We start from the raw sequence: 26,823 nt of genomic DNA, 5'->3' as shown, positions 1-26,823 counted from the left end.
TCGCCACCGCAGATAACCAAGCCGGCGTGTTGGGTCCACACCCCCGCGGGCCCAACACACCTCGACTCGCGGTTAGGCCTTGGGGCCGGCGGGCTGGCCGATGTCGGTGAGGAGGGTGGTGAACCAGGAGACGGTCGGGTCGAACTCCTTGCCGCCGGCGATGCGGGGGAACTCGATGGCGCGTAGCTCGTCGCCGCGGTCCTCGTCGTGCCCGACCACACCGCTCTCCCCGCGCAGGGCGGCGTCGACGGCGTAGTCCGTGCACTGCTTGATCAGCTCGAGATCGCGCTCGTTGGCCGGCGCCGAACGGCTGAAGTAACCGCTCTTCTGGACCATCGTCTTCTCGGCGCCGATCCGCTCCGCGAACTGCTTGGCGAACCACTGGCCCGGGTTGATCGTGTCCAGCTTGACGTGGCCGAACGGGTCGCGGCCGACCTCCTCGCCGCGGGCCTCCATCTCGGCGATGATCGACGGCACCCCGGCGCCTTCGGACAGGAAGATGTTGACGCAGTCCGACTCGTCCATCACCGCCTTGAGCCGCTCGGCCTCTGCGTCCAGGTCGATCGTTGCCTCCGGCACGTAAACCGCGTGCACGTCCCAGCGGTCGGCGGTCAAACCGATGCCCGGGTTCCACTCCTGCGCCTTGACCCACTCGCGGTGCGCCTCGGCGGTCGCCGCGGTGAGCCAGCCACAGTTGCGGCCCATCACCTCGTGGACGACGAGCATCCGCGGGTTGGAGCTGTGCTCGGCGATGATGTTGCGGGCGAAGATCGCGCCCTGTTCCGCCGCGGTCCACGCGCCCAGGCTCTGCCGGATCGGGATCACGTCGTTGTCGATCGTCTTCGGCAGGCCGACCACGGTCAGGTCGTAGTCGTGCTCCTGCAGGTACGCCGCGAGGTCGGCGGCAGTGGTGTTGGTGTCGTCACCGCCGATGGTGTGCAGCACGTCGACGCCGTCGGTCACGAGGCGCTCGGCGGCGACCTGCAGCGCGTTCTGGCCGTCGGCGATCAGGCCGCGCTTGACCAGGTCGGCGGTGTTGGTCAGCTTCACCCGGCTGTTGCCGATCGGGCTGCCGCCGAACTTGTGCAGCAGCGCGGCCTTCTCCCGGACCTCGGGCGTGATCTCGAGGTACCGGCCGCTGAGCAGACCGTGGTACCCGTTCAGGTAGGCGATGATCTCGACGTCGGGCGCCACCTCGGTGTAGCGCTGGATCAGTCCGCCCACGGCGGATGACAGGCAGGGCGCGAGCCCACCCGCGGTGAGCAGGGCAACGCGGCGGACGGTTGAGTCGGCGGCCATGGCGGATCCTTCCAGCGAAAACGGACCTCTCCAGCCTAGTGACGTAGACCACTCCGCACGCTGGTCGGCCCATCCCGCGGACTCATGGGCCGGGTTTGGCGGGTTCTCAGCCGTTTCTCAACCCGGCGGCCTAATCTCTCTATGCGGACGTCTGACAAGTAGGCGCCGGCGATCTCAACGGGAGCGACGATGCGGGTACTGGTGGTGGACGACGACCGCGCGGTGCGGGACTCGCTGCGCCGTTCGCTGGAGTTCAACGACTTCGATGTGGTCACCGCCTCCGACGGCGCCGAGGCGCTCGCGGTGATCGGCAACGTCGATCCCGACGTCGTCGTGATGGACGTGATGATGCCGCGGCTGGACGGCCTCGAGACCACCAAGGCGTTGCGTGCCGCGGGTAATAACGTGCCGATTCTCGTGCTGACCGCGCGCGATGCCGTTGCCGATCGAGTGGACGGCCTCGACGCCGGCGGTGACGACTACCTGACCAAGCCGTTCGCGCTTGAGGAGTTGCTAGCGCGGTTGCGGGCGCTGCTGCGCCGGACCAACACGGCCGGCGAGGGCGTGACCCGTGGGGAGATCCTGCAGTACGGCGATCTGGTGATGGACGTCGACGCGCACGAGGTCCGTCGCGGCGATACCCCGATCACGCTGACCCGGACCGAGTTCTCCCTGCTCGAACTGCTGATCCGCAACCCGCGACGTGTGCTGGAGCGGGCCGTCATCCTTGACGCCGTGTGGGGTTACGACTTCCCGACCACGGCGAACTCGCTCGAGGTCTACATCGGTTACCTGCGGCGCAAGACCGAGATCGACGACATGCCGCGGCTGATCCACACCGTGCGCGGTATCGGCTACGTACTGAGGGACACCCCGCCGTGAGTGCCCCACCTCCACTGCCTCCGCCGCAGGGGTTCAAGCCGTCCAGTCAGACGCAGCGGGCGCGGGACTGGTGGCGCGACAGGCTGCTGCGCCTGACTCTGCACTCGCGTGTGACGTTGCTGGCGGCCGTCACGGTCGGTCTGGCCGTCGCGATCGTCAGCATCTCGGCGTACCTGACCGTGCGGCAGCAGATGTACCGCAACCTGGACGACAGTCTGGTCGGCCGCGCGGAGGGTGCGGTCAACTCAGGCGTTCTGACCGTGGCGGAGAACATCCAGGGAATCCCGCCGGACGCGGTCGGCCTGAGCGATCAGCAGATCGGCCTGGTCACCGCCAGCGGCGACAGCTATGCGAGCCCGGAATACAAGCCGCCCATCAACACACCCGAACTGGCCGTCGCCACGAACCAGGGTGACCCCAGTGTGCGAACCGTCGGCTATGCCGGCGGTCCGCACTTCCGGGTGGCGGCGGTCGCCGCCGGGGGGATCTGCCCCAGAGGCTACGACGGAGAGTGCCCGAATTCGGTGCGGGAGCCTGGCGCACTAGTAGTGGCCCAATCACTCAGCTCGATCGACAGGACCCTGCACAACCTGGGCGTTGTGTTGTGGGCCGTAGGCATCATCGGTGTGATCGGCGCGGCCTTGGCCGGTAATGCGATCGCGCAGTCCGGTCTGCGGCCGTTGGCCCGTCTGACGGGTGCGGCCGAGCACATCGCCCGTACGGCGGACCTGCGGCCCATCCCGGTCACAGGAACGGACGAGATCTCCCGGCTGGCGCAGGCGTTCAACGCGATGCTTGCCGCCTTGGCGCAGTCCCAGGATCGCCAGCGCCGTCTAGTCGGTGATGCCGGCCACGAGTTGCGCACACCGCTCACGAGCATCCGGACCAACCTGGACCTACTCGCCCAGGCAGACCAGCGTGGCGGGCTCTCCGCCGAGGATCGACGCCAGCTGCTGGACGACGTACGGGCCCAGATGGACGAGCTGACCACGTTGATCGGCGACCTGACCGAGCTGGCCCGCGATACCCCGCAGAACCGCGGCTTCGAGCTGATCGAACTCTCGAACGTCGTCGAGGACGCGGTGATCAAGGTACGGCGCCGCGCCCCCGGGACCGAGTGGGACGTGCAACTCACGCCATTCCCGGTCTGGGGCGACGAGCGGTTGCTCGGCCGTGCCGCCACGAACCTGCTCGACAACGCCGCGAAGTACAGCCCGTCGGGCGGGCGCGTGGTGGTGCGCCTGCTGGACGGCGTACTGACCGTGACCGACTCCGGCCCGGGTATCGCCGAGGCGGATCTGCCGCACGTCTTCGAGCGGTTCTACCGTTCCACCGAGGCGCGCAGCCGGCCCGGTTCCGGTCTCGGCCTCGCCATCGTGAAACACGCGGCCGAGCAGCACGGCGGCATGATCTACGCCCGCAACGCCCCACCCATGGGCGCCCAGTTCACCCTCTGGCTCCCCCACGCCGCCACCCAATCCCGCCAACCCGCGCCCACCCTCTGACCCGCTGACCCGCTGACCCGCTGTCAGGGTCACGGTCGGACGCCGGCGCCGTACGCCGTACACGGTGCACCCCGATTTCCCAACCCCCGCGGGGTGATTTGTGGAAAACCACAGATGGCGCATTTCGCGTCCGACCGTGGCGGGGGATTGAGTAGCGCGCGGGGAGGGCGGCGTACGGGCTGGGGCTTCATGAGTTCCTCATAGAAGTCTTTGGAGGCTTTGCAGGGATCTTCAGGGGGTTCTCAGGTCCGGCATCCATGGTTGACCCATGACCGAGAAGCAGCCGCAGCAGAACCAGCCGGGGGACGACGTTCAGGCCGGCGGTTCCGCTTCCCACTCCACCCCCACCTCCGGCTCGACCCCTTCGGGTCAGCCGCAACAGGGGGCCATGCCGTCCTTCGGTTCGACTCCGCAGGACGGCGCTACCCAACCACTGCCGACCACCGGTTCGGGCCAGCCGTCTTTCGGCGGCGGGTCGTACGGAAGCGGATCCTTCGGATCGGGGCAGTTCGGATCTGGGCAGCACGCCCAACAGCAGTACGCACCTCCGCAGGGCGGATACGGACAGGGTGCGCACTCGCAGGGCGCGCAGCAGTACGGCAACGCCGGGGCGTATCAGGGGACGTCCCCCGGGCAGCCGTACTGGTCACCGCAGGGTCAGGTCGGGCAGCCTGGTCACGCGGGTGAGTCAGGGCAGCCCCCGGTCGCTCCGCCGCCGCAGAACAAGGCGAAGCGCCGGGGACTGGCCCTGGTCGCCACCACCGCACTACTGGTCGGCACGGCCGGCGGGGTGGCGGGAGCGGCCGTCTACTCGGCAACGAACGACACGCCCGGCGCCAACCCGTCGGTGACCTCACCGCTGACGGGTGGGCAGGCCGCGCCGATCGCCGCGCCGGACGGATCCATCCAGAAGGCGGCGGCCCAGGTGCTGCCGTCGGTGGTGAAGATCGGCGTGATGACCTCACAGGGTGCCGGCACCGGGTCCGGCATCGTGATCAGCAAGGACGGGCTGATCGTCACCAACAACCACGTGGTCGCCGGAGCGGCCGAGGGCGGCAAGATCTCGGTGATGCTGAACGACGGCCGGACGATCGCCGCCACCATCGTCGGCACCGACCCGCTCACCGATCTCGCCGTGATCCGGGCCTCGGCCAAGGATCTGACGCCCGCCACTCTCGGCGCGAGCGGCAAACTGCAGGTCGGCCAGCAGGTGGTCGCGATCGGTTCGCCGTTCGGACTCGAGGCGACCGTGACCAGTGGCATCGTGTCGGCACTCGGCCGGCCCGTGACTTCCGGGGACGGCGGCGACAGCACCACCGTTTTCCCCGCCGTACAGACCGACGCCGCCATCAACCCCGGTAACTCCGGCGGCGCATTGATCGACCTCGCAGGTCAGGTGGTCGGTATCAACTCCGCGATCAAGACCGCCGGCGGATCGGGACAATCCGCCGGCGGGAACATCGGCCTGGGCTTCGCAATCCCGATCGACCAGGCCAAGCCGATCATCGACGAGCTGGTGGCCAAGGGCAAGGCCACCCACGCGAGGCTCGGCGTGACGGTGGGCGATGCGGAGTCGACCGACGGGCTTCAGCAGGGGGCCAAGATCGGCGAGGTGACGCCGGGCGGTGCAGCGGACAAGGCCGGATTGAAGGCGGGCGATGTGGTGACCGCCGTCAACGGCAAGGCGGTCGCGTCAGGGGACGCGCTGGTCGCCGCGGTTCGCTCGCACCGCCCGGATGAGGAAGTGACGATCACGTACAACCGCGGCTCGGCCACCGGCCAGACCGCGAAGGCGAAACTCGGCTCGGACGGTGGCAAACCGACCGGCTGACCGGATGTAACTCCTCCCTAGTAGGGAATGGGCCCGCCCACCGAGCGGGCCCATTCCCCTCTTTATTGGCTTGCTTGAGGGCTCGTCGGGCTCGGATGATCAGGGCATGACTTCTATCGCGTGCCTGTCGCTGTTGCCCGTTGGCGTTCTGCCGGCGTGCGCGCAGCAGCGGTTCGGCCGACGTCGGGGGTCCAGCCAGTCACGGTTGTGACCGCGGCGCTGGTCGCGGGGTTGCTGGCCGGCTTTGGTATCGCCATTCCGGTCGGCGCCGTCGCGACGTACCTCGTTGCTCTCACGGCTCGAACCTCCTTGAAAACAGGGGCTTTCGCGGCACTCGGTGTCGCAACGGCTGACGGGCTCTACGCGTTGATAGCAGCCGTTGGCGGGACCGCCCTTGCTCCTGTGTTGCAGCCGATCTTGCTACCACTGCGGTTGATCTCTGTGGCGGTACTACTCGCACTGGCTGTTCGGGGAGGCGTCAAGGCTGTCCAGCACTACCGCAACCACCGGATCGCTGTACGACGTACAGACGCGCCACGCCATCCGTACCTCAGCCTGCTGGCCATGACGTTGCTGAACCCGACCACGGTGATCTACTTCGCGGCACTCATCCTCGGCAGTTCTGCCAGGTTGAGCCACTGGGAGCTGGCGGTGTTCGTTCTAGCCGCGTTGGCCGCCTCTGCGAGTTGGCAGTTGGTGCTGGCCTGTGGAGGCGCCTTACTCGGCCGCGTCCTGACAGGAGAGCGCGGGCGCCTCGCGACGGCCTTGGTGTCCAGCATCCTGATCACCGGGTTTGCGCTGCACTTGCTGTTCTAGTGTTGAGGTATGAGCACTGTCGAGGTCCATCGAGCGGGCGAGCGGTTCAGTACGTCGGCCGGGTGGCTGGAGTCGAACCACTCGTTCTCGTTCGGGCAGCACTTCGATCCGGCGAACACGGGTTTCGGCCTGCTGGTGGTCAACAACGACGACATCGTTGCCCCCGGCACCGGGTTCGACACCCATCCGCACCGGGACATGGAGATCGTCACCTGGGTGCTCAGCGGCGGCCTCGTGCACCAGGATTCCGAGGGCCACAACGGCGTGATCTACCCCGGCCTCGCGCAACGGATGAGCGCCGGCCGCGGCATCCTGCACTCCGAGCGGAACGACTCCTGGCGGATCACCGGCGCCGCCGAGCACACGGACCCAGTGCATTTCGTGCAGATGTGGGTGATGCCGGACGACACCGGCATCAGCCCCGGGTACGAGCAGCTCGAGGTCGACGACCGGCTGCGCACCGGTGAGCTGGTGCCGGTCGCGTCCGGCCTGCAAAAGCACGCCGGCGAGGCCGCGATCCGGATCAACCAGAAAGACGCCGGGCTGTACGTCGCGCGCCTCGCCGCTGGACAGACCGTCGCGCTGCCGACCGCGCCGTACGTGCATCTGTTCGTCGCGCTCGGATCAGCCGAGCTCGAGGGCACGGGCGTGCTCGCGACCGGCGACGCTGCCCGGATCGGCGCCGCCGAGGCGCAGCCGGCGACGGCCGGGCCTGACGGAGCCGAGATCCTGGTTTGGGAGATGCACGCGGGCCTGCGCTAACGCGGGTCAGCCCCGGCGGTTTGCTCGCTCATGGTCCAGACGTGCCGCAGGGACTGACCGGCCAGGCCGTCCGGGTTCTTCGCGAACCCCTCGACGAACTGGGCCATGTGCAACTGCCAGCGCTTGTCCACCGGGTCGGTCGCGAGCTTGGCCACGGCCGCCTCGAAGTCGTCGCACTCGACCAGATGGAAGAGGTCGCGGCCGCTACGCCAAATGGTCCAGTCTTCGATACCGGCGGCGGTCATCACGGCTATCAGCTCGGGCCAAACCGTCGCGTGCTCGGTCTCGTAGGCCTCTTCGGTGCCCGGAATCAGGCGGCTGTGGAGTGCAAGTCTGGTCACGAGGAATCAAGATACCGCGCCCAGGGTGGCCGGATCGTTATGAAGCAAATGCTTGCTTCAAGTTGCACTTGACCCTGAGTAACCCGCATCGTAGGCGCGCCGGAATCTATTTTTCCGGAGTCTGTCATATCAGCACCGCGCGGAGGGGTCCTGCGGGGAAATGCGCCGGCGCTTGCCGGCGGAGGGGCGACATCACACATGACGTGGAACTCTGGCGCGCCCGCGCGCCGTATCGCAATCGCTCTGGCTGCCTCGGCGGCCCTGATCGCACCGGTGGCCGCCTTCGCGCCCGCCGCCAACGCCGCCGGTACCGCTGACCCGGTCCTCGCGGCGGGCAGCACCCGGGCGGCGGTGAGCCTGACCGCTCCGACCGCGGCCCCCTACGGCGCCCAGATCACCCTGTCGGGTGTGCTCTGGCGCTACGGCACCCAGACCAAGATCGCCGGCTCGAAGGTGACGCTGCAGCGCTCGCTTCGTGGCAAGAACGTCTGGGGCAGCCTGGCCAGCGTCAACACCGCGATCAACGGCACCTACAAGTTCACGGTGACGCAGACCGTCGCCTACGACTACCGCGCCTACTACGCGGGCAACGCGACCTACACGACGGCTGTGTCCGCTGTGAAGTACCCGGTCGTCATGCAGAAGGTCCTGCTCGACTCGGTCAAGACCGTCAGCTACGACACCGGCGTACTGCGTGGCACGGGCCGCGTCTACCCGGCCACTGCCAACAAGCGTGTCTACCTGCAGCGCTACAACCCGACCACCAAGGCCTGGGGCAACATCGCCTCGAAGACCACCTCGGGCAACACCTTCAGCATCGACGCCAAGGTTGGCGCCTCCACCGGCCAGTACCGGCTCTCGGTGCCTGTGACGGTTCCGTACGGCGCTGGAGTCTCCGCGGCGCGGACGCTCTCGCACTACGTCTGGCGCGACCTGTTCAAGAAGCCCGCCCTCGGCAGCGGCGGTAGCACCGGCTCCAACTGGGAGGTCATCAACGACGCCGGCGAATACTTCGGCGCGGCCGATGCCGACGAGCTCGGCAACGTCTGGGTCGACCTGAACACGGCCGGTTGCACCCGGTACGAGAGCGTCATCGGCAACTTCTCGACGGAGCAGCTCGGCTTCCGCATGCTCAACGGCAGCACCGCGCTCCGGGCACTGACCATCGCCGCGGGCGTCGACGACGTCACGCCGACTGAGGCCGACGTCGTCGGTACCTTCAACGGCGCCACCAAGGTGCGGCTCGAGTTCACCGACATCGGCAGCCAGGACTTCCTGCTGGCGATGATCTACGGCCGCGTTCTCTGCGCAAGCTGACAGCCGACGGAAACTGTCGGAAGCGTCATGCACACTCTGTGGGGTGATCGTCGGCCGACTGGTCCGATGATCGCCCCATAGTGCATTTCGCCTTGTTCTGAAGGATTTTCGGAGGGGGAGCACCACTTATGAAGCTGTCTGCTCGTCGCATCATGCCCGCGTTCCTGGCCGCTGTCGCACTCGTGGCACCGGGCGCAACACACGCGGTCGCCGCGACGCCTGGTCCGGCCGTTGGCTCCGTGCGCTCGGCGGTCTCGATGACCGGCCCGACCGCGGGCGTCTACGGCACCAAGATCACGCTGTCCGGCGTGCTCTGGCGCTACGGCACGGCGACGCGGATAGCCGGGTCGAAGGTGACACTCCAGCGCTCCTTCAAGGGCAAGAACCAGTGGGGCGGCTTGGCCAGCGTCAACACCGCGCTCAACGGCACCTTCAAGTTCACTGTCACGCAGGGCCTCGCGTATGACTATCGCGCCGTCTTCACCGGCAACGCGACGTACGGCGCGGCGGTGTCCGGGGTGCGACACCCGGTCGTGATGCAGAAGGTGCTGCTCACCGGGATCCGCACGACGCACTACCACCAGGGCACCCTGCGGGTCTCCGCCGAGCGCTACCCGGTCCAGACGGCCCCGGCGCGCGTCTACCTCCAGCGGTACAACCCGGGCACCAAGGCCTGGACCTCCATCGGCTCGAGCAGCTCGACGGCCAAGGCGTTCACGATCGACGCGAAGGTCGGCGGCTCCGTCGGGCAATACCGGGTCTACGCCCCCGTCAGCTACCCGTACGGCGCCGGCGCCTCGGCCGCTCGAACCTTCGCCCACTACGTCTGGCGCGGCGTCTTCACCAAACCCGTGCTGGCCGTCGGCGGCACCGGCCGTCCCGGCTACTACGTGTACGACGACTCGCCGGCCCGTTCGGAGGCCGAGTTCGGCGCCCAGGACATCGGCGGCACCGCCTGGATCGACGTCAACGTCGCGGGCTGTCTCCGCCTGACCGGTGGTATCTGGAACGTCACCCGCTCCCGTCCCACCACCATGAAGCTGAGCGCCACCAGCTCCGCCACCGACACCACCGAGGCCGTCGTACAACCCGGTGGAGAGCTGGTCGTCGACCTCGAGCCACGCACCACCAAGGCCCGCCTCCAAACCACCGACACCGGCCGCACCGGCCCCCCGATCGCCTACGCCGACCTAGGCGTCCTCTGCGCCAGCTGAGACGCCCCGACAGCGCGGCACCGTTGATCTGGCAGATTGAGGTTCTTGCGCACTGAGCTTGCTCCGCCCGAAGCTGAAAGAAGAAAGCGATGAAACAGCCCATCCGTTCGTTGGTGGCAGGCCTTACGGCCGTGGCCGCCCTGGTGGCCCCCGTGGTCGCCGCCGTTCCGGCCGAGGCAGCCGGCACGGTCCGCTCCGCAATCAGCCTGACCGGTCCGGCACACGGGACGTATGGCAGCACCGCCAACCTCACCGGCGTGCTGTACCGCTACGGCACGTCCACCCGGATCCCCAACGCTGTCGTGACCCTTCAGCGCACCCCGCACGGTAAGACCGCCTGGACCCAGGTCAGCTCGGCCCGGACGTCCACGACCGGCGGTTACGCCTTCAACGTGACGCTGGGCCTGGTGTACGACTACCGCACGGTGTACGGCGGCTCGGCCACCTACACCACCGCCGTGTCGAACGTGATCAACCCGAAGATCCTGCGGCGCGTGCTGCTCGACACGGTGAAGACGACCAGCAACTCCTCGGAGAACAGCAACCGCGGCACGCTGCAGGCCACTGGCCGGGTGCTGCCGGCACCGCCTGCGGGAACCCAGGTCTGGCTCCAGCGGTACGACACCGCCACCAAGACCTGGAAGAACTACATGTCGACCAGGACAACCGGCGGCGCGGGCGTGACGATCAGCGGCAACGTCCCGCCGAACGTCGGAACGTACCGCCTGCAGGCCCCGATCGCCTCGCCTTACTACGGCGGTACGTCGAACACGAAGACCTTCGCGCATTACGTCTGGCGCGGCATCTTCACGAAGCCCCTGCTGGCCGTCGGCGGCACCCTGAACCCGGGTCGCTATATCTGGAAGCCGACCGAGTCCCCCACCCGGTTCCTGATCAACCTGTGGGCGGATCCGAGCGGCAGCTCCTGGGTCGACATCAACACCTACGGCTGCTTGCAGATCGACATCTCCACGCTCAACGTCACGAACCAGACCGGTACGGCGACGAACATCCTCGCCACCGTGGCGAACGGGTCGACCGTGCTCTACGACTACGACATCGCACCCGGTAGCGACGCGCAGAAGGACTTCTCGGTGCGCGGCATCAGCAAGCTGCGGGTCCAGTCGAAGGCGAAGACCGCGGGCAACCCCATCTCGACCTGGGGTATCGCCGCACTCTGCAACAACTAGCACACAGCGTCACAACCGATACACAGCGCGACACGACTCGGCGTAGTGGTGCCGAGATTGCAGGAACCTGCAATGCAAAGAGGTTACGGGAACCACCGCGGGCCTCTTTGCTCAGTTCGGCACCACTACGAAATCCGAGGAACCACCTGTGAAGACCCATCTGGCCGGCTTGGTCGCGGGAGTAACCGCAGCCACCCTGGCCTTCCCGCTGCTCAACGCCCTCCCGGCCACCGCAGCCGATACTGCCGGCGCCTCCGCGGCGGCTAGTGCCTCTCGGATGGCGAATGCGGTGGCGCCGGGCACGACTGCGGGTTCGGTCAGGGCGGCAGTCAGCCTGACCACACCACCGCTCAGCACCTACGGCACCAACGCCCGCTTCAGCGGAACGGCCTGGCGCTACGGAACGCAGACCAAGCTCGCCGGCGCGACGATCGTGCTGCAGCGTTCGCCCCACGGCAAGGCGGCGTGGTCCAACTTGACCTCGGCCAAGACGACCACCACCGGCACGTTCGCGATGGGCGTCACCCTTTCCGGTGGCTACGACTACCGGGCCTACTACGCGGGCTCCACGACGTACACGACGGCGGTCTCGGCCGCGAAGTACGTCTACGTGTCGTGGAAGGTGATCCTGGACGGACTGTCCACCACCAACAACGCCCAGGCCAACACCAACAATGGCACGCTGAATGCCAAGGGCCGCATCTACCCCGCGCCGCCGACCGGCACCCACGTCTGGCTGCAGAAGTACGACGCCGCGAGCAAGACCTGGAAGAACTTCATGTCCGGTACGACCAGCGGCAACTCGATCGCGGTCAAGGGCGACGTTCGCGGCAACGTGAACACGTGGCGGCTGCAAGTGGCGAGCCGCGGTTGGTACTTCACCGGCTCGTCCAACTCGAAGCTCTTCGCCCACTACGTCTGGCGCGGTCTGTTCAGCCGGGGAGCAACGGCACTCGGTGGTTCGGACGGGCACGGCTTCCACATCATGACCGAGCGTGATCCGCTCGGCGGGATCGCGCTCGCCTGGTCGAAGCGTGGCGGCACGTCCTGGGCGGAAATCCGCACGACCGGTTGCCTGGAGACGGGCATAGGCATGCACAACTACAGCAACCAGCAGCGGCCGGGCGAGCCGACGGATATGCGCTTCACCATTCGCACCGACGGGAAGCTGCTCAGATCGGTCGTGATCGCGCCCGGTGGCGATATCTCCGGCCGCCAACTGCACGACATCAGCGGTATCCAACGGATCCGCCTCGAAATCCAGGACACCGGCAAGACCGGTGAGCCTCTCGGGGAGTGGCGCTCAAGCGTCCTCTGCTCCAACTGAACCTGTTGGACCTGAATAACCAAAGGGATGGGAATCAGATGAACATCAACAAGGGGGGAGCCGTCCGGCGTATTGCCGGGTCGGCGGTTGCGGTCGGGTTGTGTTTGACCGCCGCGGGTATTGCCCCGGCAGCGAACGCGTCCGGCAGCGCCGGGGGGCCGGACAAGCCCACTGGCGCGATCAAGGCCGATCGGCCGGTCAACACGGCCGGTCCGATCGGGAGCAACGCCTCGAAGACGGGCGGCACGCTGAAGGTTGTCGGGCCGCTCACGACGGCCGGTCCGGTCATCAGTAGTGGGCCGAGCACCACGGCCGGTTCGGTCAAGGCAGCGGTCAACCTGACCGGGCCGACCTCGGGCACCTACAACACCAACGTGCGGTTCAGCGGCACCCTGTGGCGTTACGGCACCCCGACCAAAATCGCCGGCGCCACGGTCGTCATCCAGCGCACACCGCACAACGGCAGCTCCTGGATCAACCTGACCTCAGCCAAGACCACGTCCACCGGCACCTTCGCGTTCGGCGTGACCCTGACCGGCGCGTACGACTACCGCGCGTACTACGCGGGCTCAACGACGTACACGACCGCCCTCAGCGGCAAGGTCTACCCGGCAGTCCTGCGTGGCGTGGCATTCGACTCGATCAAGACCACGAACCAGGGCACTGGCAATCGGATCGGCGTCCTCACGGCTGCCGGTCGGGCCTACCCGGTAGTGCCGACGGGCTCGCCGATCTACTTGCAGCGCTATGACCGCGCCGGTAATGCCTGGAAGAGCATCGGCACGGTCGCCAGCAAGGGCACGGCCAACTTCGCGATCTCGGCGAAGGTCGGCGGTTCGGTCGCGGCGTACCGGTTCCACGTGCCGCTGAAGTACCCGATCGCCGCGGGCTCCTCGCGGTCGGTGACATTCGCCCATTACGTCTGGCGTGGCGCGTACTGGAAGCCCGTGCTCGCCTCGGGTGGCACCAACGATCCGTGGTGGGCGTACGAGACCGTGGCGGATTACCCGAACCGCAACGGCGCCTACTTCGGCGCCGACGTCAACGGCTCGAGCTACATCGACGTCAACACCAGCGGGTGCGTTTCGCTCCAGGTATTGATGCACAACTACTCAGACCAATACCCGCCTGCGACCACTGAGCAGTTCACGGTCCGTAACACCAGCGGCGGGGTGCTGGCCGGCAAGGTCCTGGTTCCGGACGAGGAGGCCATCTTCTACGAGATCTCACTCGGCGGACTGGGCCGGACCCGGCTGCAGGTCGCGGACATCGCCGGCAACGGCAAGCCCAAGGTCAGCGTGTCGACCTGGGTGCGTTGTAACAACTGATCGCGCAATGACAGAGGGGCCCGTCCCATCGGGACGGGCCCCTCTTTCGGCTGACGGGTGAGCATTCCCGGAGGCATCTGTTCGCACTAAGTCAAGAAGGCAGGAATCCCATGAAGTTTTCCCAGGGGGGAGCCGTCCGGCGTATTGCCGGGTCGGCGGTTGCGGTCGGGTTGTGTTTGACCGCCGCGGGTATTGCCCCGGCAGCGAACGCGTCCGGCAGCGCCGGGGGGCCGGACAAGCCGGTCGGCGCGATCAAGCAGGATCGGCCGGTGAACACCGCCACGCCGATTGCGAACAACAGCGCCAAGACCGGCGGCACGCTGAAGGTCGTCGGGCCGCTCACGACGGCCGGTCCGATCGTCAGTAGTGGGCCGAGCACCACGGCCGGTTCGGTCAAGGCAGCGGTCAACCTGACCGGGCCGACCTCGGGCACCTACAACACCAACGTGCGGTTCAGCGGCACCCTGTGGCGTTACGGCACCCCGACCAAAATCGCCGGCGCCACGGTCGTCATCCAGCGCACACCGCACAACGGCAGCTCCTGGATCAACCTGACCTCAGCCAAGACCACGTCCACCGGCACCTTCGCGTTCGGCGTGACCCTGACCGGCGCGTACGACTACCGCGCGTACTACGCGGGCTCAACGACGTACACGACCGCCCTCAGCGGCAAGGTCTACCCGGCAGTCCTGCGTGGCGTGGCATTCGACTCGATCAAGACCACCAACCAGGGTGACGGCAACCGGGTCGGCGTCCTCACGGCAACCGGCCGGGCCTACCCGGTCGTGCCGACGGGCTCACCGATCTACCTGCAGCGCTACGACGCCGCCGGCAAGGCTTGGAAGAGCATCGGGACCGTCGCAAGCAGGGGCACGGCAAACTTCACGATCTCCGCGAAGGTCGGCGGCTCGGTCGCGCCGTACCGGTTCCACGTGCCGCTGAAGTACCCGATCGCCGCGGGCTCCTCGCGGTCGGTGACATTCGCCCATTACGTCTGGCGTGGCGCGTACTGGAAGCCCGTGCTCGCCTCGGGGGGCACTGGTGACCCGTGGTACGAGATCTTCCCGGCCTCGGAGTGGCCGACCCGGGCCGGGGCGTACTTCGGCGCCGAATCGATCGGTGGCACCAGCTGGATCGACGTCAACACCAGCGGCTGCGTCTCGATCCAGCTCACGCCGAAGAACTACTCGGACGAACAAGAGCCGACCACGGAGCAGTTCACGATGCGCGGCATCAACGGAGAGATTCTGGCTGGGAAGCAGTTGGCTCCGGGCCAGGAAGTCACCTTCTACGAAATCTTGCTCAACGGGCTGACACGCACCCGTCTGCAGGTGTCGGATGTCGGCGGCACGGCTGAGCCAATGTTGCTCGTGGCGACTTGGGTGCGTTGTAACAACTGACGTGCGGTGACAGGAGAAGGGCTCGTCCATGGGGACGAGCCCTTCTTTTTGCTGACGGGTGAACATTCCGGGCGGCTCGGGCGTCAGTAGTCGGGGGGATCCGAACTGATCACTGAGGGTGCAGGAAGGTTGAGTAGTTGTGCGGTGCTGGCAGGCTGGCACACGCCGAAGACTGTTCCGGGTGAACACCCCTCACCATGCGAGAGTTGAGACCGTGAAGCGAACTGCGATCGTCTGCCTGAGCGCCGCTCTGCTGGCCACTTCCTGTTCCGATAGCAAACCCGATGCCAATGGCAAGCCGGATCCGAACGACGAGAAGGCCGCCTCGGCCGCGGTGGTGAAGTCGTATGCCGCCGCCTGGGTGAAGGCCTGGGCCCCGGAGGGCAAACCGGATGCCGCCGCCGCGCTGACCGACAACCCGGCCACGTTCGGCCCACAGTTGGACGGGGTCGACACCGCCCTCGCCGTCGCCAGCGCCAAGGTGACGCCAACGGGCGAGGCGTCCTGCGCGGACGGGTCCAACTGCACCCAGGACGTCGCCGTCGAGGCCATTCTGCGCGGTATCGGCACGATGACCTGGACCGCCAAGGTCGCCACCGTCAAAGTCGGCGACGCCTGGAAGGTGAAGGCCACCGGCGACTCGATCTACCCCGAGCTCGGCGAGGCGAACTACCTCAAGCGCTCCCGCACGCTGCCGCCGCGCGCCTCGATCCTCGACCGCACCGGCAAACCGCTCACCTCGCAGCGCCAGGTGGTGACGGTCGGCGTCGCCGCCGGTAACAAGGCCACCGCCGCGACGTACGCCGCCTTCAAGACGTACCTGGACGTTGATCCGGCCCGGCTGAAGAAGCGCGCTGTCGCCGCGCCGGTCGGCCAGTTCGTCGACGCGATCACCATCCGTGCCGAAGAGTGGTACAAGATCCAACCGAAGATGGGCAAGCTGCCCGGCGTGCTGACCATGGGCGGTACCAAGTCACTCGCGGAGACGCCCACCTTCGCCCGGAACCTGATCGGCGTCATGAAGCAGGCCGACGCGGAGTCCCTGAAGAACGCCGGTCCGACCGCCGCGTCGAGTGACGACGTCGGCGCGAGCGCGCTGCAGTTCGTGTACCAGCAGCAGCTCGCCGGCACGCCCGGTGGTGTCGTCACGCTGCGCGCCAAGGACACCAAGCGCACGGTGAAGGACGTCTTCAAGCAGCCCACCAAGCCGGGGACCGCGGTGAAGACCAGCATCGACGCGTCCTTGCAGCGCGCCGCCGAGAAGGCCCTCGGCACCAGCAAGCTGCCCGCCTCGCTGGTCGCGATCCAGGCCTCGACCGGCCAGATCCTCGCGGCGGCGAACGGTCCGACGGCGACCAGCTACAACCGCGCGTTCCTCGGCCGGTATGCGCCGGGTTCGACGTTCAAGGTCGTCACCGCGGCGGCGCTGCTCGGCACCGGGATGACCGCGAGTTCGCCGGTGACCTGCAGCAACACCATCACCGTGTTCGGCAAGACCTTCAAGAACTACGACGCGCTCGCGCCGTACGGGTCGGGCTCGCTGCAGCGCGCGTTCGAGCAGTCCTGCAACACGGCGTTGATCTCGAACCAGGGAAAGCTGGCGCGCGACGGCATGGTCAAGGCCGCCGCGATGTTCGGCTTCGGTCAGGACACGAAGGTGTCGATCTCGTCGTATGGCGGTACCGTGCCGGCGCCGAAGGATGACGTCGAGAAGGCCGCGTCGATGATCGGCCAGGGCACCGTGACCGCCAGCCCGCTGCAGATGGCGATGGTCGCGGCCACAGTCAAGAACGGCACCGCGCTCAAGCCGGTGCTGGTCCCCGGCAAGGACCCGGCCGGTCCCGCCGCGAGCCCGCTGCCGCCGGCCACCGCGTCGGCGTTGCGCGCGATGATGCGCTCCACCGTCACGAACGGTACGGGCAAGGTGCTGGCCGGCAACGGCGCCGTCTCGGCCAAGACCGGCACGGCCGAGGTCGTCGTGAACGGCAAGGTCACCACCAACGGCTGGATGATCGGCTACCGCGGCGACGTCGCCTTCGCGGTCATCGTCGAGGGCGGGGCCTCCGGCTCGAAGGCGGCCGGCCCGATCCTCAAGTCCTTCCTCAGCCAGTTCAAATAAAGCAGGAGCCCGCCCCCGGCAAAGGGGGCGGGCGACCACTCAAAAGCTGAGGACCTCGTCGATCGCGCTGCGGAAGTCCGACGCGTCGAGCGTCATCAGCTCGAGATCCGTCGGCGTGCCCGGCGACTGGAACAGCCGCAGGTCGCGGTGTTTCGCAGCCGCCTCCAGGATGGTCCGGATGAACCGGGCATTACCCAGCTCGTCGATCCGGCCATCCGCACAGACCTGATCGAGTACGGCGGTGAGCGCGACGACAGCGTCATCGCTCATGTGATCACCGCGCCCATCGACCAGCCGGAACGCGATCTCACGCAGCTGGTCGGCCGTGTACCGGGGGAAGTCGATCCGGGTCGAGAAGCGGCTGCGCAGACCCGGGTTGGCCTCGAGGAACTCGGCCATCTTCTTGGTGTAGCCGGCCACGATGACCACCAGCCGATCGCGGTCGTCCTCCATCCGCTTCAGCAACGTGTCGATCGCCTCGATGCCGAAGTCGCTGCGGAGATTCTTGTTCCGCAACGCGTAGGCCTCGTCGATGAACAGCACACCGTCCAGCGCGGAGTCCACGACCTTGTTCGTCTTCACGGCGGTCTGGCCGATGTACTCCCCGACCAGCCCTGACCGGTCGGTCTCGATGACCGTGTCACCGGCGAGCAGGCCGAGGGCGCAGTACAGCCGGGCCACCACGCGCGCGACGGTGGTCTTACCCGTACCGGGCGGTCCGGCGAAGATGAGGTGGCCGCCGAGCTTGGGCGTGGGCAAACCCCGCTCGGCCCGCATCAGCCCGGCCCTGACCTGCGCCGCAACCGCCGCGACCTGGCGTTTGACGTCCTCCATGCCGACGTTGCGGTCGAGCTCGTTCAGAATGCCCTGCACCGCACCCCAGTCCGGCTGCCGGTGCAACGCCGGCGCGGTCGGGGCCCCACGTCGTACGACGGGCTCAGCGGCCTTGCGCCGATCGCGCGGATGGGTTTCGAGCACCACCTCGGGGTCCATCACGGCCTGCGCGACCTGGCGGTGGTCGGGATTGCGCCCGTAGACCCACTGGAACTGCCGAAGCGCCGCGTCCTCCTTGCCCGAGCCGCGGTAGACGAAGCCGAGCCAGTACTCCGCGTCGACCTGGATGAGCTCGTTGAGCTGCTGCCCGGCCGCCTGGCGCAACAGCGTCTCGGCCTCGCCCCACTCCTCCAGCTGGGCCAGCACCATGCCCTGGCGGAGCACCGCCTCGGCACCGAGATGACCGTCGGACGGGACCTGGCGGAGATGCCGCACGGCCTCGTCGTACCGCTTGCGCAGCTGGGCGACAGCAGAGAGCAGGAAATGCTGGCGGCCGGTCTCGATCACCTCGTTCGCGGCCCGCTCGGCGGCCTCGGCATCACCCTCGCCGAGGCGGCGCAACGACTCGGCATGCCAGACGTCGTCGGTGGTCTCCAGCGTGAGCTTGAACCACCAGCCGGCGTGGAAGGTCGAGCTGAGCCGGCGCTTGTCGGCATCCCGCTCCTCGCCGAACCGGGCGATACCCGCGACCATCTTGTCCAGCGCGGTATCGGCGTCGCCGCCCGCCGCGTGGAACCCGAGCCAGGCGTCCGTCATACCACCGTCGAGCTCGACGGCCTTGGTGAACGACTCCAGCGCGGCCGGTTTGTCCACGGTGGCGGTCTTCTCGTCGGCCTTGGCGAATCCGAGCTGTTTCGCGCCCTTCACCCACAGCCCACGCGCGCGACGGCGCCCCAACAGGCCGGCGGACTGCTCAGACATCCACTTCTCCCACGTCGTCGAGTTCCCAGCGCCATATCGTTAACGGGACAGTCGGCATCTTCTCATCCCGGCGGTTGACGAGCCTGACGGCGAGTCGTGGCCTCGCTGCTTGTGCGTTGTGACCCGGCGGCAACATAATGCCGGGGTTGTCGTTTCTGTGGGGCGGTCTGTTCTCTGGGTCGCGATGGTGGCGAATACCAGTGGATTCCGGGTCTGAACGATCGCCAAGCCGCCCTAGTACCAGTCCGGGCGTCGTTCCGGCGGACCACTGAAGACCCTTTGCCTGCCGCACTGGCCGGCACGAAACGTAAGGATGAGAAGTGAGCGAAGTATCGAGGAGCGAGCAGGTGGGTGCGACCCCGAAGGGGAAGAGCTCGCGGGCGATCGCACTGCTCAGTGGCACCGGCGCGCTGGCGCTGGCGCTGGGCGGCGTCACGCTCGCGATGGCGCCCTCGGCCTCTGCCGACGGCATCGTGAAGCCCGGTAACCCGACCTGCGCTCAGCTGGTGCCGGGGTCGACGGAGATCAAGTTCGACCCGCCGACACCGGGTTCGAAGACCACGAATGGCATCACGGTGAAGTGGACCGAGCGTGAGTTGCTCGTCGACGACCCGAGCCACCCGGGCGACCAGACCGGCGGCCAGCTCGTCGACTTCACCGCTACCGGCGGCGTCGTGCTCGGCGCCATCATCAAGGGCGGTCCGAACGCGAACTTCTACGACTACCGCCCGCTCGGGACCGCTGCCGAACTCGGGCTGCACACGCCGGTGAACGCCAGCAACGGCAAGTTCTACGGCCTTAGCCACGTCACCTTCTGCGTGGGCAAGGTGTCGACCACGCCGACGCCGACGCCGACCGTCACCCCGACTGTGACGCCGACGGTCACCCCGACCGTCACCCCGACCGTCACGCCAACCGTGACACCGACGGTCACCCCGACCGTGACCCCCACCGTCACGCCGACGGTCACACCCACCGTGACCCCGACCGTCACGCCGACCGTGACACCGACGGTCACCCCGACCAAGACCCCCACTAGCTCGCCGAGCACCCCGATCGCGGTCCCGACCGAGATCGACGCCGGTCTGTCCGGCGGGCTCCAGAACACTTCTGGCGGCACCGGTCCCCAGAGCGTCGGGGGCATCGCCCTGCTCTGCCTCGGTGGCGTACTCGTGTTCGCCGGTGTCCTGAAGGCACGGCAGCGTCGCGGTCAGCACTCAGCCTGACATGCCCGGAAAGCGTCGCCGTCCGGGACGCGCTCGTCTATTTCGATGGACCAGCGTGGCCCTGGCGGTCGGCGCGGTACTGCTCCTGATCGGCGGCTACCAGCAGGTCAGGAGCAGTTCCTCGGCCGCTGACGGCCGGCAGCAAACGGCTGCCGGCCCGTCGTCGGTCTCCGGCCGCGCGACCCCACCAGCGAGCGCCGGATCGGCCCACCCTTCGCCGAAGCCCACCAGACCGGCGCCTCCTCCCGAGGTCAGAAGCGCGGGTCGGCTCAAACCAGGCGATCCGGTGCGGGTCTCCGTGCCCAGTCTGGGCATCTCCGCTCGCGTGCTCAGGATTCGCGCCCGCGACAGAGCTCTCATCCCGCCGTCGAATCCCCGCTTGATCGGTTGGTGGTCCGAGGGCGCGAGGCCCGGCGCGGCCAAAGGCTCGGCCATCATCACCGGTCATACGGTGCATGACGGTGGTGGCGCATTCGACGACCTCGGTGAATTGACCACCGGTGACGCGGTCACGGTGACCACCACCGGGCAACGCACGCTCCGCTATGTGGTGGCCTCGGTGACCGTCTATCGCAAGAAGGCCCTGGCCAAGCAGGCCGCGCGGATCTTCAGCCAGAGCGGTCCGGGCCGGCTGGTCCTCGTCACCTGCGAGGACTGGGACGGCAGTGCCTATCTGAGCAACGCGGTCGTGATCGCCAAACCCACTACATCTCGGGGCACTCCCTGAGAGTTCCCTGAAGTCCCGGGATTCCGGCCTAACGTGGCTCTAGAGTTGCGGCATGGAACCCTTGATCTGTCCCAAGTGCCAAGGCTCCATGCGCGTCTACGAGCGCAGCGGAGTCACGGTCGACCAGTGCACTGAGTGCCGCGGCATCTTCCTGGATCGGGGTGAGCTGGAGAAGCTCGTCGACGCCGAGGAGAGCTACAACGCGCCCCCGGCGGCGGCCCCGCTGCCACCGCAGCCCGCTCCGCAGCAGCCGAAGTACGACGACCGGCGCTACGAGGACAAGCGCCGCTACGAAGACGACCGCTACCGGCAGCAGCAGCCCTACCGCGGCAAGAAGAAGAAGTCGTTCTTCGAGGAACTGTTCGACTAGAGCTTGACCGTGCGGACGGTCCCCTGAGCGAGCGCGCAGAGGGTGACCGTCCCGTCAGCGCTGAGCATGGACAGCCGGCAGACGCACGCCGCCTGCCGGGAGTTCGCGTGTTCCACCTCGGCCTCGGCGCGCAGGGTGATCCCCGCGCCGGGCGCCAGGTAGGTGATCGTCACACCGCCAGTCAGAACGGCTGGCCCGAGCGCGGTACCAGCGGCGAAGGTGATGGCGTTGTCGGCCGCATAAGCGAGCACGCCGCCGTGCAGATAGCCGTTCTGCTGAAGCAGCTCAGGCCGTACGTCGATCTCGAGCGTGGCAGCCAAGCTCCCGAAGGCGGTGAGCCTTGCTCCGAGCAACACGCTAAACGGTTGTGCCGCCAGCACCTCGCGGGCTACGTCGAGAGTCAGCTCCATACCGGGTGAGGCTAGTGCCCTGCGCCGGAAGTTGTTCGAGTGATTGCGGTGTTCAGGTGCGTGCATCGCGGTGCTGGCGGAGCGTCCTCGATGCGGAGCATCGTGGATGGTTCGCCAGTGCCGCGAGGTGCGTGCCTGGGCGCCGCAAGCGCCGAAGAACTTCCGGCGCAGGGCACTAACGTCTGGCGGTGGCTAGGTGGCCTCGCTCGTCCTCGGTGGTGCCACCCCAGACGCCGTACGTCTCGCCGACGACGAGGGCGTGGTCACGGCATTGGCGCGAGACCGGGCAGGTACCGCAGAGCGACTTGGCCAGCACCTCGCGTGCGTGTTTGCGCAAACCGCGCTCGGCCTCGGCCGGGAAGAAGAGCTCGGGATTGACGTCCTGGCACGCCGCGTCGTCCTGCCACGACCAGTTCTCCAGCAGCGGATACGGGAGCCCGGGCGGTGCCTTCGTGACGGTCCCGGCCGGCGGCTTGCGGGTGCTCATAGTGATTAAGTACCCGGCACTTGAACGTTCCACACTTCCGGGCAGAAAAACGCAGGGGCCTCCGGCAACGTTCTGCCGGAGACCCCTGACGGGTCAAGCTGTTGTTACTTGAAGACGCGGATCTTCATCGAGGTGCCGCTCTGCGAGAGCACCTTGATCTTGACCCCGACGCCCGGCACCTTGACGCCGTACGACGGCATGTCCGCAGTCCAGAACTGCTTCGTGTCGTCGAACACCGGCACGGCGGCCTGGCCCCGGATGTAGTTCGGGCGACCCTCCACCGTCAGGCTGAACGAGTCGGACTTCTGCAGACCGAACGTCGCGTCGTAGCCCTGGATCCGGCCACGCCAGTACTGACCGGCGAGGTTGACCTTGAGCGCCGGGTTGGCGTCAATGGGCAGCCACTGACCCTCACCCGGGTGCACGGCGGTCTCGTTGTTGTGCTGGGAGGTGTCCCAGTACGAAACGAGCAGACCGTCCTGGTACGGGAAGTGCTCGACCCAGTCCGGCTTGTCGCCACCAACGAAGTTGTACGGCCCGGTCTTCAGGTATTTGTTGTACGAGCTGTAGGTGTAGTTCGACGCCAAGTAGAAGTTGTCGTACTCGTTGACGAGCTTGTCACCGGCAGCCGTGAAGCCCTTGACGGTCCATCCGTTGGCGCCGGCCTCGGCGCCGTCCTCGAACACCGTCGTACCACCGGCGGTGAGCTTGATGTCGTCGACGAAGAAGCCGAGCTCCTGCGCCGCGCCATCGGTGAGGTAGCGGAAGCGGATGTCGATCGTCTTGCCGGCGAAAGCCGACAGGTCGAACTTGGCCGGCTTCCAGCCTTCGCTGTCGCCGTCGATACCGTTGCCCTCGGCGGCCTTGGTGATGGTGCCCGGGATCGCCTTGAACCCAGTGCCGTCGTTGACCTCGACGTAGGCGTAGTCACACGGGTCGGGACCGCAGTCCTCGATCTTCCACCAGGCCTGGAAGTCCAGCGAGGCGGCGCCCGCGGGCAGCGTGACCGAACGGGTCAGGCTGTTGTCCAGGTCGTCACCCTTGGTGCTCCACCAGCTCTTGGTACCGACCGGCGGTACGGCGAGGTCGGTGGTGACCTTCTTCTTGGGCAGTACGACGACGACGCCCTGGGCCTTGGCCGAGTTGAACTCGTGCGGGCCGAGGTCGATCTTGACGTCCTGGCCCGCGACCACGGTCTCGTAGTCGAGCCAGCCGAGCTGCAGCTTGTCCCAGGTACCGAGGTCCTGCGGACGCTGGCCGATGCCCTGGTCCCCCTTGGCGCCGGCGCGCGACTGCGCCATCACGCTCCACCAGTTCACCGGGTTCTGGTTGGGCAGACCCGAGGTGTCGTAGTGGTCGGGCAGACCGAGGTCGTGGCCGTACTCGTGCGCGAAGACGCTGAGTCCGCCGTTCTCGGGCTGAATGGTGTAATCGCGGACCCACAGGCCGGTGGTGCCGATCTGGGCGCCACCGTTCTTGTTGTTCTCGGGTCCGGTGGTGTTGTTCTGGAACGCGGCCCAGCGGTGCGACCAGATGGCGTCCTCACCCTGGTACGGGTCGCCATCGGCCTGGTCACCACCCGAGTGCACGATCTGGAAGTGGTCGATGTACCCGTCGGGCTCGTTGAAGTTGCCGTCGTGGTCGAAGTCGAACCGGTCCCAGACGTCGTACGACGCCAGCGCGGCCTTGATCTGCTCGTCGGTCTTGCCGGCGGCCTTCTGCTGCGCGACCCAGGAGTCCAGGCCGTCCTTGACCAGCTGCCACACGTTGGTGCAGTTGGACGCGAAGCACGGGTAGCCGTTCGAGCGGCCGTAGCGAGCCTCGTTGTAGGGCACCTTCACCCAGTCCGAGACCAGGCCGTCGACGCTGTACCGCCCCGAGGACTGCGCCTCGTAGTAGGTCTTGACCGACTCGACGCCAGCGCCCTTACCGAAGTAGAGGTTGCGGAAGTAGTCGGCCGAGAAGTCGCTCTGCCAGATGGTCGAGTTGTCGACCGCGCGGTCCGGCTCCGGGATCGCGTTGTGCAGCGGCCCGTTGAAGACGGTCGGGCCCGGTGTGTTCGGGTCGACGCTGATGTCGGGGTAGTTCGGGTGCCGCTGGTCGCCGAACTCGGTCAGGATGACGAAGATCTTGTCGGTCTTCTCCCGCGCCAGCTCGACGTACTGGTCCTGACCCGTCGTCGCGGCGGTCGTCTTGCCGCTCTTGCTGCGGGCGGCCGGCTGGTCGATCTCCGAGCCGACCTTGACGACCTTGCTGGGGCCCCGCTTCTCGACCTTGGCCCGGCCGCTGAGCACCTCGGTCAGTGCCTCCTCGCGCAGCTCGCGGCGCTTGTCCTCGAGCGTGTTGGGCAGCTCGTCGGACTCGGCCTTGATCGCGCTCGGTGCTTCCTGACCACCGGTCTCCGGTGCCTTTGTTGTAGCGACAGACTGCGGGAGCTGGCCGAGGCCCACCACCACGGCGAAGCTCAACACCCCGATCGCTGTCGTACGTGCGTGGTTCACGCGCACGATGTCCCTCCTCCTGGGATCAGCCGTCCGGAGCTGTTCAGCGCCGGGCCGGCTTGTAGCAGCGCCTCCGTCGGCGGGCGGCACGGACGGTGGCCGCGATCCCGGTACGGAGGCGTAATCGTTTGTGACCCTAGGGGAGCACCATCGGAGAACGGAAGGGATTCGGTGCGGGTTAACCCTTGAGCTGGGCCCTTTACGGCTGGACCGTGACCGAATCGGGATTCTTCCGGTATCACAAGGAAACGCTGACAAGGGCCTGAGAGCTGGCTAAGGTCTGCGGGTGAGCACCGAGAAGACCTTGCCCGCCGTCACTCTCCGCCTGATGACCGAGGCGGAGTTCGGGCCGTGGCGAGAGATCTCCCTGATCGACTACACCGCCAGTCTCGCCTCGGCGAACGGCCTGGACGCCAAGGCCGCGAGCGACATGGCCGGCGGGCATTACGACCGGCTGCTGCCGGACGGCGTCAGCACCACGGAGCACCTGCTCTGGTTCGCCCTGGACGAAGGCGAACCGGTCGGATCGCTGTGGATCCACGTCAAGAACGGCAAGTCGGCCTTCATCTACATGCTGCTGGTCGATGCGGACCAGCGCGGCCGTGGCTATGGTCGCGCGATCATGCTCGCCGCCGAGGACGAATGCCGCGCCCGCGACTTGGACCGGCTGGAGTTGAACGTCTTCGGCCAGAACCGCACAGCGATCAACTTGTACGACTCGCTCGGCTACGAGGTCACCACCCAGCAAATGCGAAAGTTGCTCTAAGCAACCACCCGATCGCCCTGCGTCTTCTTACTTTGCGTTCATTCGTCGGAATCCGCCCTCTCAGCTCAACGGACCTGCACAGGCGAGCGGACGGCGGAGGGCGGATTCCGACGAATGAACGCAAAGTAAGAAGACCCGGCGACCGTGGTAGTTCTGAGGTATGACGGGCCGGTGGATCCTGCACGTCGACCTGGACCAGTTCGTGGCGGCGGTCGAGGTTCGGCGGCGTCCCGAGCTGCGCGGCAAGCCGGTCGTGGTCGGCGGTTCGGGCGATCCGACGCAGGACCGGCAGGTCGTCGCGACCGCGTCGTACGAGGCACGCGCCTTCGGAGTCGGCTCGGGCATGCCGTTGCGGATGGCCGCCCGCAAATGCCCGGAAGCGGTCTTCCTGCCGTCGGACCCCGCGGCGTACGACGCTGCCTCGGCCGAGGTGATGGCCGTGCTGAGGTCGTTCCCGGTGGTGGTCGAGGTGCTCGGCTGGGACGAGGCGTTCGTCGGTGCGAGCACGGATGACCCCGAGCAGCTGGCGAACGAGCTGCGCGCGGCCGTGCAGACCCGAACCGGGTTGTCCTGCTCGATCGGCATCGGCGACAGCAAGGTCCGGGCGAAGATCGCGACGGGCTTCGGGAAACCGGCCGGCGTCTACCGGCTGACGGTCGCGAACTGGGCCGAGGTGATGGCGCATCGCCCGGTGCGCGAGCTGTGGGGAATCGGCCCGCGAATGACGAAGAACCTGGCCGAACTCGGACTCGAGACGGTCGGCCAATTGGCGGCAGCCGACCTCGACGTACTGCGGCAGCGGTTCGGCCCGACGATGGGCGGCTGGTACGGCGCTCTCGGGCGGGGCGAGGGCGGCGGCGAGGTGAGCGACGTACCGAGAGTGGCGAAGGGGCGGAGCAAGGAGACGACCTTCCCCACGGACCTGACCGAGCGCGCCGATGTCGAGCACTGGGTCGACCGCCTGGCCCGCGAGGTGACCTCAGAGGTCGTCGCCGACGGCCGCGAGGTGCTCCGGGTGGCGGTCAAGATCCGCTACAAGTCGTTCTACACGCCGACGAAAATCCGCAAACTCCCCCAACCCACAACCGATCCGGCCGTCGTCGCGGCAACCGCCCTCGACGTCCTAGCCAAGTTCGACCTCGACCGCCCCGTCCGCCTCCTAGGCGTCCGCGTCGAACTCACCGATCCGCCCTGATTGCCCTTGGCAACCAAAGTGGCAGCTGTGCCGAGAGCATGGGCACAGCTGCCAC

Annotated in this window: 23 protein-coding genes; 17 read left to right on the top strand and 6 right to left on the bottom strand. The window is 67.5% G+C overall.

The features are described from left to right. Positions 1-72 precede the first annotated feature (72 nt). Positions 73-1,299 carry a pyrophosphate--fructose-6-phosphate 1-phosphotransferase gene (locus OG394_RS27410; protein ID WP_328989973.1) on the bottom strand — a complete coding sequence of 409 codons (1,227 nt, stop codon included), beginning with the start codon at positions 1,297-1,299 and terminating at the stop codon, positions 73-75. A 189-nt stretch (positions 1,300-1,488) separates the two neighbouring features. On the opposite strand from OG394_RS27410, the gene OG394_RS27405 reads away from it, so the two are divergent. The 5 genes from OG394_RS27405 (at position 1,489) to OG394_RS27385 (ending at position 7,095) form a co-directional block, all read left to right on the top strand. Further along, positions 1,489-2,181 carry a response regulator transcription factor gene (locus tag OG394_RS27405; RefSeq protein ID WP_328989972.1) on the top strand — a complete coding sequence of 231 codons (693 nt, stop codon included), beginning with the start codon at positions 1,489-1,491 and terminating at the stop codon, positions 2,179-2,181. Beyond that, on the top strand, positions 2,178-3,686 hold the full coding sequence (locus OG394_RS27400) for a sensor histidine kinase (protein WP_328989971.1): 1,509 nt from the start codon (positions 2,178-2,180) through the stop codon (positions 3,684-3,686). The genes OG394_RS27405 and OG394_RS27400 overlap by 4 nt, the downstream gene beginning before the upstream one ends. Before the next feature lie 268 nt (positions 3,687-3,954). Further along, the gene (locus tag OG394_RS27395) at positions 3,955-5,517 is read left to right on the top strand and encodes a S1C family serine protease (protein ID WP_328989970.1); all 1,563 of its coding nucleotides are present in this window, start codon (positions 3,955-3,957) and stop codon (positions 5,515-5,517) included. A gap of 207 nt (positions 5,518-5,724) precedes the next feature. Further along, complete coding sequence (locus OG394_RS27390) at positions 5,725-6,333, top strand: LysE family transporter (RefSeq protein ID WP_328989969.1); 609 nt, start codon at positions 5,725-5,727, stop codon at positions 6,331-6,333. Positions 6,334-6,342: 9 nt separating this feature from the next. Next, positions 6,343-7,095: a pirin family protein gene (locus OG394_RS27385; protein ID WP_328989968.1), complete on the top strand. Its 753-nt coding sequence runs from the start codon at positions 6,343-6,345 to the stop codon at positions 7,093-7,095. Here the strand turns inward: OG394_RS27385 and OG394_RS27380 are convergent. After that, positions 7,092-7,436: an L-rhamnose mutarotase gene (locus OG394_RS27380; protein ID WP_328989967.1), complete on the bottom strand. Its 345-nt coding sequence runs from the start codon at positions 7,434-7,436 to the stop codon at positions 7,092-7,094. The genes OG394_RS27385 and OG394_RS27380 overlap by 4 nt on opposite strands. 198 nt (positions 7,437-7,634) lie before the next feature. Between OG394_RS27380 and OG394_RS27375 the strand changes: the two genes are divergently transcribed. The 7 genes from OG394_RS27375 to OG394_RS27345 all read left to right on the top strand — a co-directional run bounded on the left by OG394_RS27375 (position 7,635) and on the right by OG394_RS27345 (position 17,331). After that, complete coding sequence (locus OG394_RS27375) at positions 7,635-8,753, top strand: hypothetical protein (RefSeq protein WP_328989966.1); 1,119 nt, start codon at positions 7,635-7,637, stop codon at positions 8,751-8,753. A gap of 128 nt (positions 8,754-8,881) precedes the next feature. Continuing rightward, positions 8,882-9,967: a hypothetical protein gene (locus OG394_RS27370; RefSeq protein WP_328989965.1), complete on the top strand. Its 1,086-nt coding sequence runs from the start codon at positions 8,882-8,884 to the stop codon at positions 9,965-9,967. Positions 9,968-10,056: 89 nt separating this feature from the next. Further along, positions 10,057-11,157, top strand: coding sequence for a hypothetical protein (locus tag OG394_RS27365; protein WP_328989964.1), 1,101 nt, complete (start codon positions 10,057-10,059; stop codon positions 11,155-11,157). A gap of 148 nt (positions 11,158-11,305) precedes the next feature. Then, positions 11,306-12,484 (top strand): hypothetical protein, encoded by a 1,179-nt coding sequence (locus tag OG394_RS27360; RefSeq protein ID WP_328989963.1) that lies wholly within the window; start codon positions 11,306-11,308, stop codon positions 12,482-12,484. Between the two features lie 38 nt (positions 12,485-12,522). Beyond that, positions 12,523-13,812 (top strand): hypothetical protein, encoded by a 1,290-nt coding sequence (locus tag OG394_RS27355; RefSeq protein ID WP_328989962.1) that lies wholly within the window; start codon positions 12,523-12,525, stop codon positions 13,810-13,812. Between the two features lie 110 nt (positions 13,813-13,922). Further along, positions 13,923-15,212: a hypothetical protein gene (locus tag OG394_RS27350; protein WP_328989961.1), complete on the top strand. Its 1,290-nt coding sequence runs from the start codon at positions 13,923-13,925 to the stop codon at positions 15,210-15,212. Positions 15,213-15,426: 214 nt separating this feature from the next. Further along, positions 15,427-17,331 (top strand): penicillin-binding transpeptidase domain-containing protein, encoded by a 1,905-nt coding sequence (locus OG394_RS27345; RefSeq protein WP_328989960.1) that lies wholly within the window; start codon positions 15,427-15,429, stop codon positions 17,329-17,331. Positions 17,332-17,370: 39 nt separating this feature from the next. Here OG394_RS27345 and OG394_RS27340 read toward each other — a convergent pair whose 3' ends face one another. After that, a complete protein-coding gene (locus OG394_RS27340) occupies positions 17,371-19,086 on the bottom strand; it encodes an AAA family ATPase (RefSeq protein ID WP_328989959.1) in 1,716 nt (571 codons plus the stop codon). Positions 19,087-19,406: 320 nt separating this feature from the next. Here OG394_RS27340 and OG394_RS27335 point away from each other — a divergent pair, with 320 nt between their 5' ends. The 3 genes from OG394_RS27335 to OG394_RS27325 are packed head-to-tail and all read left to right on the top strand — an operon-like array spanning position 19,407 to position 21,409. Next, positions 19,407-20,312: a hypothetical protein gene (locus tag OG394_RS27335; RefSeq protein ID WP_328989958.1), complete on the top strand. Its 906-nt coding sequence runs from the start codon at positions 19,407-19,409 to the stop codon at positions 20,310-20,312. Between the two features lie 55 nt (positions 20,313-20,367). Continuing rightward, on the top strand, positions 20,368-21,039 hold the full coding sequence (locus tag OG394_RS27330; RefSeq protein WP_328989957.1) for a class F sortase: 672 nt from the start codon (positions 20,368-20,370) through the stop codon (positions 21,037-21,039). Positions 21,040-21,091: 52 nt separating this feature from the next. Then, positions 21,092-21,409: a TFIIB-type zinc ribbon-containing protein gene (locus OG394_RS27325; protein WP_328989956.1), complete on the top strand. Its 318-nt coding sequence runs from the start codon at positions 21,092-21,094 to the stop codon at positions 21,407-21,409. Here OG394_RS27325 and OG394_RS27320 read toward each other — a convergent pair. The 3 genes from OG394_RS27320 to OG394_RS27310 all read right to left on the bottom strand — a co-directional run bounded on the left by OG394_RS27320 (position 21,406) and on the right by OG394_RS27310 (position 24,813). After that, positions 21,406-21,819: a PaaI family thioesterase gene (locus OG394_RS27320; RefSeq protein WP_328989955.1), complete on the bottom strand. Its 414-nt coding sequence runs from the start codon at positions 21,817-21,819 to the stop codon at positions 21,406-21,408. The genes OG394_RS27325 and OG394_RS27320 overlap by 4 nt on opposite strands. Positions 21,820-21,994: 175 nt before the next feature. Next, positions 21,995-22,306 (bottom strand): WhiB family transcriptional regulator, encoded by a 312-nt coding sequence (locus OG394_RS27315; RefSeq protein WP_328989954.1) that lies wholly within the window; start codon positions 22,304-22,306, stop codon positions 21,995-21,997. Positions 22,307-22,410: 104 nt separating this feature from the next. Beyond that, positions 22,411-24,813, bottom strand: a complete 2,403-nt coding sequence (locus tag OG394_RS27310; RefSeq protein ID WP_328989953.1) for an immune inhibitor A domain-containing protein — start codon at positions 24,811-24,813, stop codon at positions 22,411-22,413. Positions 24,814-25,093: 280 nt separating this feature from the next. Here OG394_RS27310 and OG394_RS27305 point away from each other — a divergent pair, with 280 nt between their 5' ends. Further along, positions 25,094-25,573, top strand: coding sequence for a GNAT family N-acetyltransferase (locus OG394_RS27305; RefSeq protein ID WP_328989952.1), 480 nt, complete (start codon positions 25,094-25,096; stop codon positions 25,571-25,573). A 160-nt stretch (positions 25,574-25,733) separates the two neighbouring features. Next, entirely contained in the window at positions 25,734-26,768 is a 1,035-nt protein-coding gene (locus OG394_RS27300) for a DNA polymerase IV (RefSeq protein ID WP_328989951.1), read from the top strand. Positions 26,769-26,823 lie beyond the last annotated feature (55 nt).

It is taken from the genome of Kribbella sp. NBC_01245 (genome assembly GCF_036226525.1).
GTDB lineage: Bacteria > Actinomycetota > Actinomycetes > Propionibacteriales > Kribbellaceae > Kribbella.
Note: the sequence above shows the minus strand (reverse complement) of the source record. Positions and strands in the feature narration are given on the sequence as shown.